This window comes from Xenorhabdus sp. PB30.3, assembly GCF_963895965.1.
GTDB lineage: Bacteria > Pseudomonadota > Gammaproteobacteria > Enterobacterales > Enterobacteriaceae > Xenorhabdus > Xenorhabdus stockiae.
The window spans coordinates 19,349-28,911 of sequence record NZ_CAWQMW010000150.1 but is presented as its reverse complement, the minus strand read 5'-3'; the positions used below and the strand labels follow the sequence as shown (position 1 = coordinate 28,911).

Annotated in this window: 6 protein-coding genes and 4 tRNA genes; 4 read left to right on the top strand and 6 right to left on the bottom strand. The window is 39.5% G+C overall.

From position 1 onward, the window contains the following. Positions 1-112 precede the first annotated feature (112 nt). Both AACX38_RS14580 and AACX38_RS14575 read right to left on the bottom strand, forming a co-directional pair. Positions 113-188 (bottom strand) — tRNA-Val (locus AACX38_RS14580). A 57-nt stretch (positions 189-245) separates the two neighbouring features. Continuing rightward, positions 246-321 (bottom strand) — tRNA-Val (locus AACX38_RS14575). Between the two features lie 281 nt (positions 322-602). Here AACX38_RS14575 and gltX point away from each other — a divergent pair. The 3 genes from gltX (at position 603) to AACX38_RS14560 (ending at position 2,385) form a co-directional block, all read left to right on the top strand. Then, on the top strand, positions 603-2,018 hold the full coding sequence (gene gltX, locus AACX38_RS14570) for a glutamate--tRNA ligase (protein WP_228864766.1): 1,416 nt from the start codon (positions 603-605) through the stop codon (positions 2,016-2,018). Positions 2,019-2,202: 184 nt separating this feature from the next. Continuing rightward, a tRNA-Ala gene (locus tag AACX38_RS14565) sits at positions 2,203-2,278 on the top strand. Between the two features lie 31 nt (positions 2,279-2,309). Next, positions 2,310-2,385, top strand: a tRNA-Ala gene (locus AACX38_RS14560). A gap of 105 nt (positions 2,386-2,490) precedes the next feature. Here AACX38_RS14560 and AACX38_RS14555 read toward each other — a convergent pair. Next, a complete protein-coding gene (locus AACX38_RS14555; protein WP_228864765.1) occupies positions 2,491-3,771 on the bottom strand; it encodes a hypothetical protein in 1,281 nt (426 codons plus the stop codon). A gap of 520 nt (positions 3,772-4,291) precedes the next feature. On the opposite strand from AACX38_RS14555, the gene AACX38_RS14550 reads away from it, so the two are divergent. Continuing rightward, complete coding sequence (locus tag AACX38_RS14550) at positions 4,292-5,647, top strand: MATE family efflux transporter (RefSeq protein WP_228864763.1); 1,356 nt, start codon at positions 4,292-4,294, stop codon at positions 5,645-5,647. Between the two features lie 83 nt (positions 5,648-5,730). Here AACX38_RS14550 and AACX38_RS14545 read toward each other — a convergent pair whose 3' ends face one another. From AACX38_RS14545 to ligA, 3 genes are all read right to left on the bottom strand, one after another. Next, positions 5,731-5,946 (bottom strand): DUF3820 family protein, encoded by a 216-nt coding sequence (locus AACX38_RS14545; RefSeq protein WP_228864759.1) that lies wholly within the window; start codon positions 5,944-5,946, stop codon positions 5,731-5,733. A gap of 79 nt (positions 5,947-6,025) precedes the next feature. Next, the gene (locus tag AACX38_RS14540) at positions 6,026-7,216 is read right to left on the bottom strand and encodes a NupC/NupG family nucleoside CNT transporter (protein WP_228864758.1); all 1,191 of its coding nucleotides are present in this window, start codon (positions 7,214-7,216) and stop codon (positions 6,026-6,028) included. Between the two features lie 225 nt (positions 7,217-7,441). Further along, entirely contained in the window at positions 7,442-9,475 is a 2,034-nt protein-coding gene (ligA, locus tag AACX38_RS14535) for an NAD-dependent DNA ligase LigA (protein ID WP_228864757.1), read from the bottom strand. Between the last annotated feature and the right edge of the window lie 88 nt (positions 9,476-9,563).

Below are 9,563 nucleotides of genomic sequence, written 5' to 3'. Positions count from 1 at the left end.
GGAGATGCTCTACCAACTGAGCTAATCGCCCACTTCATGCTGACTATTACTGCATGATGACTATTACCGAATAATTATCTGTAACAACATCGATATATCACTGATTCATGATTGGTGGGCGATACCAGATTCGAACTGATGACCCCCTCCTTGTAAGGGAGATGCTCTACCAACTGAGCTAATCGCCCAATCATAAAATCATTTTTTATCACTACGGCCTGCCGCTTTCAGTTTATCACTGATAGTGGTGGGCGATACCAGATTCGAACTGATGACCCCCTCCTTGTAAGGGAGATGCTCTACCAACTGAGCTAATCGCCCCGTCGTGATGGAGTCGCATTATAGGGATAGTTCGAGGTGAGTCAACGGTTTTTATTGCTAAAATTTCCGTTCGTCGCAAAATTACACAGAATGAAACAATTATAGTCACATAAGGTTATCATTTAGGCAATGCATTTGGGTTTTTCTCAATAACCTACCATCAACGCCATTGAGGAATTGAAGTCCAGTGATAAAATGCTCCCCACTATTGTTATTTTAATTGTTACTTCAATCATCCAAAACGTTCTCTGAGAAGTAGAACGTCATTAAGGCAACTCCCAATGAGTAAAATAAAAACCCGTTTTGCGCCAAGTCCTACTGGCTACCTTCACGTTGGTGGCGCACGCACCGCCCTTTATTCCTGGCTATACAGTCGCCATAACAAAGGTGAATTCGTTCTGCGCATTGAAGACACTGACCTGGAGCGTTCAACTCAGGAAGCCATTGATGCGATTATGGATGGAATGAACTGGTTAAACCTGAATTGGGATGAAGGCCCTTATTATCAGACTAAACGTTTTGACCGTTACAATCAGGTTATTGATGAAATGCTGGTAAATGGTACAGCCTATCGTTGCTACTGTTCCAAGGAACATCTGGAGCAATTGCGTGAAACTCAAATGGCAAATGGTGAAAAACCTCGTTATGACGGCCGTTGCCGTGATAGTGAGTGCCAGCACAGTCATGATGAACCCCATGTTGTACGTTTCCGCAACCCACAGGAAGGTTCTGTTATTTTTAATGACAGCATCCGTGGTCCGATTGAATTCAGTAATCAGGAACTGGACGATTTGATCATCCGCCGTACTGATGGTTCACCAACTTATAACTTCTGTGTTGTTATTGATGACTGGGATATGGAAATCACTCACGTTATTCGTGGTGAAGACCATATCAACAACACACCACGTCAGATTAATATTCTGAAAGCGCTCAACGCGCCAGTACCAGAATATGCACATGTTTCTATGATCCTCGGTGACGACGGTAAAAAACTGTCCAAACGCCATGGCGCGGTCAGCGTAATGCAATATCGCGATGATGGTTACTTGCCAGAAGCATTGCTGAACTATCTGGTACGTTTGGGCTGGTCACACGGTGATCAGGAAATTTTCACAGTTGAAGAAATGACTGAACTGTTCAGCCTCGATGCTATCAGCAAATCAGCCAGTGCTTTCAATACTGAAAAATTGCTTTGGCTGAACCATCATTACATCAATACCCTGCCAGCAGAAGAAGTTGCCGTTCATTTAGCATGGCATATTGAACAGCAAGGTATCGATACCCGCACAGGCCCAGAACTAGCGGATCTGATTAAACTGCTGGGTGAGCGTTGCAAAACATTAAAAGAAATGGCCAGCGCTGGGCGTTACTTCTATGAAGAGTTTGCAGAGTTCGATGCTGATGCCGCGAAAAAACATCTGCGTCCGGTTGCGCGTCAGCCATTAGAAGTTGTACGCACTAAACTGGCATCCATTACCGAATGGACACCTGAAAATATTCATCACGCTATTCAGGCAACAGCTGACGAACTGGAAGTAGGAATGGGTAAAGTAGGCATGCCACTGCGCGTTGCAGTTACTGGTGCAGGCCAATCACCAAGTGTTGATGTAACCATTCACGCCATCAATCAGGCTCGTTCATTAGCTCGTATTGATAAAGCACTCGCTTATATTGCACAGCGTGAAGCGCAATAATCAGCATTAGAAACAGGCTAACGTAAATGTAAAGGCACTCAGTTTATTGTTGTGCCTTTATTTTTTATTCTCACAACCTAGTATTGATGGCTTTTTCAGCGCTTATACATAGAATACTAATGAATTCGTTGACAGAATTCGCTGGGTTTCATATGATGCGCTCCGTTCCACAGGATTTTGATTTGGGGCTATAGCTCAGCTGGGAGAGCGCTTGCATGGCATGCAAGAGGTCAGCGGTTCGATCCCGCTTAGCTCCACCAAAAATATCTTGATTCGGAACGCCACATTTGTGGGGCTATAGCTCAGCTGGGAGAGCGCTTGCATGGCATGCAAGAGGTCAGCGGTTCGATCCCGCTTAGCTCCACCAAAATTCTGAATCCCTGAAGGCGCAAGTCTTCAGGGATTTTTTCTTATTATCATGTATAGCTAAATCGCCCTGCTTTTCTTTTGATGTTCAGGTAATTTAAAAGCATCAAATCAGTGTAATGCTTTTTATTTTTAAGCTGAATTTCCCGTCTTCATAGTTTGAATCGACATCTACTTTGTTATAGAGACCATTATCACAGTGATTTCCATTCCCTGTGTTGCCGCCATTATTGGGATCAGTTCCAGATGCAGAATCATCTTCAAAGATAACATTTAGACTATTAGAATACACATAATTTGCAGCTATGTCCAAAGCTATATAATAGAGCCCAAGCTTTTTATTAAATGGTATTTTTTCATATGATAACTGAAAATTATAACCAGCAGAGTTAACTTTCCCTATAATTGTTGATTCCAGTGTAATACTATTATTATTTTCATCTTTAACTAAAAATATAATAATATTGTTTGGACGAGAATTTAGATAGTTAGGAATATATACTCTAAACTTTTTATCTTCTTTTTCTTTTTTAAACACTCCTCCAGATAACATTCCAATAACTCTTGGTGCAGAAAGTTTTGGAGAGGGAATGTCACCTGCAATAATATATGTAGTTTGAAGAGGAATTGCATAGCCAATACCCAATATTTGAGTATTTAGCTCTAGTATTACACTACTATGTTCTTTTGGATAAATACGAAAGTTCACATTACCATTTTCATCACTATTAACCATGAAGAAATCATAGAATTCATTTAGAGGTTGAGTCTCTATAAGATCAGGATTTTTACCATCAACAGGATCTGTTGTGATATTCACACTCAGTAATGCCCTCCCAATTGATACAGACGATATCATTAGCTGAGTATTTTTTAATGGTATATTATTTTCATCAGAAAGCTTTCCGGAATAAAGAATATATTTACTATTTGGATCATCAATAGGATTACTTTTTTGTTGTAATTGAATAAGAATCATATTTGGTGATAATGAAATAGAGTTCCCCCATTCATTCACTTTTTTTGTTGTATAATTTACTATCAAAGGTGCAATTCCCACTACATCAACATTCTTATCCGTATAAGCATGAACCGTATAGCTAATTGAAGTATTTGATGATAATTTATCATCAATCTTCAACATAAACATCGCTTTTCCAGAAGTATCATCAATGAGTTTCCAATCCTCTTCCTTTTTTACCACTATATTATTATTTGGAACATCTATTGTGATACTTTTAATAGATTTAACCTGTGGTGATTTCACTGTTACGACTAGATATATATGTTGTCCAACAATAACATCAGCACCATCAGGTATAGATACAGTAATAGGTGACAATTCTTCTGTTTTCTCAGATAAAACTATATTATTATCAATATTCATATTACCACCTTAAAATAATTTAGTATAAACCCGATAAAATAAAAACTCCCATATCATCTTCAATGTAAAGAAAAACCATAAAACATATTAAAAAAACATAAGTCATTTTGGTAATGAAAAATAGTTATCACCTGAAAATACAATCACAAAAGTTAAAATACTACCCTTACAATAAAAACCTGTCCGCCATTAATATAGAACAAAATAATTAATTCACTATATATCAAATGGTTAATGGAATCCACAAAATAGCCATACTCTCAAAACCTAATAAAAGTGATATTTTACGAACAAAGTGTTAACAATATGTTGCATTAGTTTTTATTTGATGATTATAATCAGTATTAGTTTTAATTAATCTAAAAAATTTCAGTCCTAATAACATACTCTACTATTTATCTCAGCCACTCAGTAATAAACTTTCAAAAAAAATAAAAACCGTAGCTACTTATACGATCATTCTATTATGTTGAAATTAATACAGGGTAATTAAAAAAATAATATTTTTACAGGGAAAATCATGCAAAAAACTGCCTTGTTGAACGATATAAAGTATCTTTTTTTACTATCAACCCCAATCATAGTAACGCAGCTTACCAGAATAGCAATGAGTGCCGTGGATGTTATCGTATCAGGCCACTACTCGACAAATGCGCTCGCTGCCGTATCGCTAGGGAGTAGTATTTGGTTCCCCATCTTTGTATTGGGTTTTGGCGTTATCCTGATGCTATCTGCTGATGTTGCTAAACTTCGGGCAAATAATGATATCGAAGGCATTAAAGAGTGTGTTAATAATTACATATCTGCTGCATTGATTTTATCGATTCCTATTGTTGTCTTCTTATTATTATCGGTTCAGCTTTTATCGCTTATTGGTATTGATGAAGATGTTGTACACATCACAAAAGGTTATATTACAGCTATGGCATTTGGTGTACCGGGTGTGATGATATTCAATGTCTTTCGTTCTTTGTTGCAAGCACTTGAAAACACCAAAGTTGCGATGTATATCTCTATTTTTGCTCTTATAGTCAATATACCTTTAAACTACATTTTCGTTTTTGGTAAATTTGGCGTACCAGAAATGGGTGGAGTAGGAGCAGGGATCACAACTGCAATTATCAACACCCTCAGTGCTATCTTGCTGATTATCTATTTTTTGCGAAAAAAAGAATATGAAAAATACAGATTTAAATTATATCTAAAACTCAACTCAAGATTAAAAAGATTGTTTTTGATCGGTATCCCAAGTGGATTAGCACTCTTTGTTGAAATGATATTTATTGATGCCATTTCACTTGGCATTGCAACTTTAGGCTCCGTATATATTGCAGCCAATAATATTATAATTATCATATCAGCCATGATACTAACTATTGGCGGTGGATTTTCTGCTGTTACAACAGTAAAAATAAGCTACTTGAGTGCTAAGAAAGATTATTCATCAACACTAGGATTTAGTTTACTCTCTTTAATATCCACTACTTTGATTACTCTTATGCTAGGAATTATATTTTTTCTTTATGCTGAACACATTATCAGTTTATATACAAAAGATATTCTTGTAATAAATATAGCTCTCGGAGTAATCGTCTTTTTATTCTTATTTCAACTATTTGATTCTATACACTCCATATTATCAGGGATTTTACGTGGGTTTCATGAGACAAAAATAGTTTTCTATGTTCCTCTTTTCGGTTATTGGTTTATTGGCGTACCTTTGGCTTTTACATTAGGGTTAACAGACCTGATTACAGAGAAAATGGGCTTTATTGGCTTTTGGTGTGGGCTTGTTTTTGGCTTATTAACAAACTGTATAACTCTATCAATGGTATTAGGTTTAAAATTTAAGAGAATACTTAAACATACATCATAAATGTTCGTATAGATTTATATAAAAGTGGTGCACTAATCGATATTTCATCACCGATAGCGCCACTTGACTCAACTTACGGTTAATTAGGATTTTTTCAATGGTTTTACCAGTGAATCCAGCCCTTCAATCTTAATTGCAAGGGTCATTTTCATTAGTGTCCCCAACTTGCCTTGTGGAAATTCCCCCTTACGGGCAAACCAGAGCAGATATTCTTCCGGAAGATCAATTAACATTCTTCCTTTATATTTTCCAAATGGAATTACTGTGTTAGCAATTTCCAGTAGGTTTTCTTTATCCATTCTTTAAGCCTTTTCTTTATGTAAAAAAATGGCACCTGTAAGATGCCATTTTCATTCTGAAACACAGGTCACTGTGAATTTAAAAACTCATTACCAGTCCGGTGATGGCTGCGGACAGGAAACTCACCAATGTTGAACCAAACAACAGTTTCAGACCAAAACGTGCAACAGTATTTCCCTGTTTTTCATTCAAGCCCTTGATAGCTCCGGCGACAATTCCGATAGAGGAGAAGTTAGCAAAAGAAACTAAAAATACCGACAGAATCCCTTTTGAACGCTCACTCAATTGCCCGGCAATTTCCTGTAAACCCTGCATAGCGACAAATTCATTAGAAACCAGCTTGGTCGCCATGATGCTGCCTACCTTCAGTGCCTCATCAGCAGGAATACCAATAATCCAGGCAAACGGATAGAAAACATAGCCTAAACATTCCTGAAAGGTAATGCCAAATATCATATCAAAGACAGCATTGATAGCCGCAATCAGAGCAATAAAACCAATCAGCATGGCCGATACGATCAATGCAACTTTGAAACCCGCCAGAATATATTCACCGAGCATTTCAAAGAAACTTTGCCCTTCATGCAAGTTGCTCATATGAATATCCCCTTCACTTTTAACAGAATAAGGGTTGATGAGAGACAAAACGATAAAGGTGCTGAACATATTAAGTATCAGAGCTGCAACCACATATTTTGCATCCAGCATCGTCATATAAGCACCCACAATGGACATAGATACTGTAGACATCGCGGTTGCAGCCATGGTGTACATCCGGCGTTCAGACATTTTGTCCAATACATCTTTATAAGCGATGAAATTCTCTGACTGCCCCAGAATCAATGAACTGACTGCATTGAAAGATTCTAGTTTCCCCATGCCATTCACTTTGGAGAGCACAGTACCAATAGCACGGATCACAATCGGCAGAATTTTAATGTGCTGCAAAATACCAATCAGGGCGGAAATAAAGATGATAGGACAAAGTACGTTCAGGAAGAAAAACGCCAGTTTTGCGTCAATCATACCACTGAAAACAAAGTTAGTACCTTCTGCGGCATAAGACAGCAAGTGAACAAACAGATTATCAAACCCTTTGACGATCCCTAATCCGGCATTCGAATTCAGGAAAAACCACGCCAGAACAAGTTCAATAACAAGTAACTGAATAATATACCGGACCCTTATATCCTTCCGGTTATTACTCGCCAAAATAGCCAGGCCACCAATGAGCACTAAGGCGAGGACAAAATGAAAAATATGAGACATAAAAGGAACTCCAAATCTGACGAGGTGCAAATTTATAACCGTATTTCGTAATATACGATAATAAATCGTGATAATTATCACATTAATTTATTATACAAGAGGCAACAAAACCTAAATTTAGCAAACCGGATCACACTTTTAACCAGAACATGGCTATCATGTATGCAAAGTATAGGCGCTACTGAAACCTCAATAGCGCCTTTCTGAAGATTACGTCCCTACTTATTACTCACCTAAAAGACGAAGCATTTCTTCTTCATCAATTACAGCTATCCCTAACTCTGTAGCTTTCGCTAATTTGGAACCGGCTGCTTCACCAGCAATCACCAGATCGGTTTTTTTGGAAACACTGCCTGTAACTTTAGCTCCCAAAGCAGCCAGTTTGTCTTTAGCCTCATCCCGGGATAAACGACTTAATGATCCAGTCAACACCACAGTCTTACCAGCAAATGGGCTATCAATATCTGCGGCTTGTGGTACTTCTACCGATTCCCAGTGGATACCAATATTATTAACGAGATCATCAATGACTGCCTGATTATGTGGTTCATTAAAGAAATTAACCACATGGCTGGCAACAATTTCTCCCACATCTTGCACAGCAATCAAAGCTTGCGTATCTGCTACACGCAATTTTCCCAATGTCCCGAAATGAGCAACTAAATTAGCAGCCGTCGCCTCTCCGACCTCACGAATTCCCAGTGAATAAATAAAACGGGCAAAGGTTGTTTTCTTGGATTTTTCCAGCGCATTCACCACATTCTGAGCGGATTTTGGCCCCATACGCTCAAGACCCGTTAATTTCCCTGCAGTAAGACGGAAAAGATCAGCCGGAGTTTTGACATATTCCTTATCAACCAGCTGCTCAATAATTTTCTCTCCCATTCCATCCACATCCATTGCACGGCGGGAAACGAAATGCCTTAATGCTTCTTTACGCTGTGCACCACAGAATAATCCACCGGTACAACGTGCTACCGCTTCTCCTTCAACACGTTCAATATCAGAGCCACAAACAGGGCAATGCTCCGGGAAAACAACTTCCTGGCTCTCTGTTGGTCTTTTTTCCTGAATGACACCAACAACCTGTGGAATAACGTCACCCGCACGACGGATAACAACAGTATCACCTATGCGCAGCCCCAGACGCTCAATTTCATCTGCATTATGCAAAGTGGCATTACTGACGATTACACCTGCAACCTGTACCGGCTCCAAACGTGCAACCGGCGTAATAGCGCCCGTACGCCCTACCTGAAATTCAACATCCCGCACTATGGTTATTTGTTCTTGTGCCGGAAACTTGAATGCCGTCGCCCAGCGAGGTGCTCTGGCTACAAATCCTAATGCTTCCTGCAGTTCAAGGGAGTCAACTTTGATAACAACACCGTCAATATCAAAACCCAGCTCAGGGCGCTGTTGCTCTATCTCACGGTAAAAATCCAATACCTGCTGGGTTCCCTGACATAATTTCACTTTGTCACTGACCGGAAGCCCCCACTGCCTGAATTGCATCAGGCGCCCGTAATGGCTTGCTGGCAACTGCCCGTTTTCTGAATCTCCACCTTCAATAACGCCAACACCATAACAATAAAAAGTCAGTGGACGTTTAGCTGTAATGCGCGGATCAAGTTGGCGTAATGATCCGGCTGCGGCATTGCGAGGATTGGCAAATACTTTATTACCTGTCCGGCGGGCTTCTTCGTTGAGTTTTTCAAAACCTGCCTGCTTCATAAAGACTTCACCACGGATCTCAACACGGGCTGGAATATTGTCTCCTTTCAAACGCAGGGGAATTGCGCGGATCGTACGAACATTAGCAGTTATATTTTCTCCCGTAGTACCATCGCCACGGGTAGCCGCCCGCACTAACTCGCCGTTTTCATACAACAGGCTAACAGCCAGACCATCAAGTTTGAGTTCACAGCAAAATACCAGTTCACGACTGTCTTTCAGCCGATCACGAACACGTTTATCAAACGCCAGATAGCTTTCTTGATCAAAAACATTATCCAGAGATAACATCGGGATTTCATGACGCACCTGCTCAAATGCAGTTAATGGCGCTGCTCCGACCCGCTGGGTAGGTGAATCCGCAGTAATCAGTTCCGGGTGCTGTTCTTCCAGTGATTTTAGTTCCCGCATTAAGCGATCATATTCCGCATCCGGGATCTCTGGTGCATCCATAACATGGTATAAATACTCATGATGACGCAATGTTGTTCTTAGTTCGTTAATTTTTTGAATAATATTTTTCATGACTTCTCACCAGAGATGAAAAACCCCCGACTGAGCCGGGGATAAAGCAGTCCTTTATACAAGGTCTTCTCTTATGTTTCAATAGTTT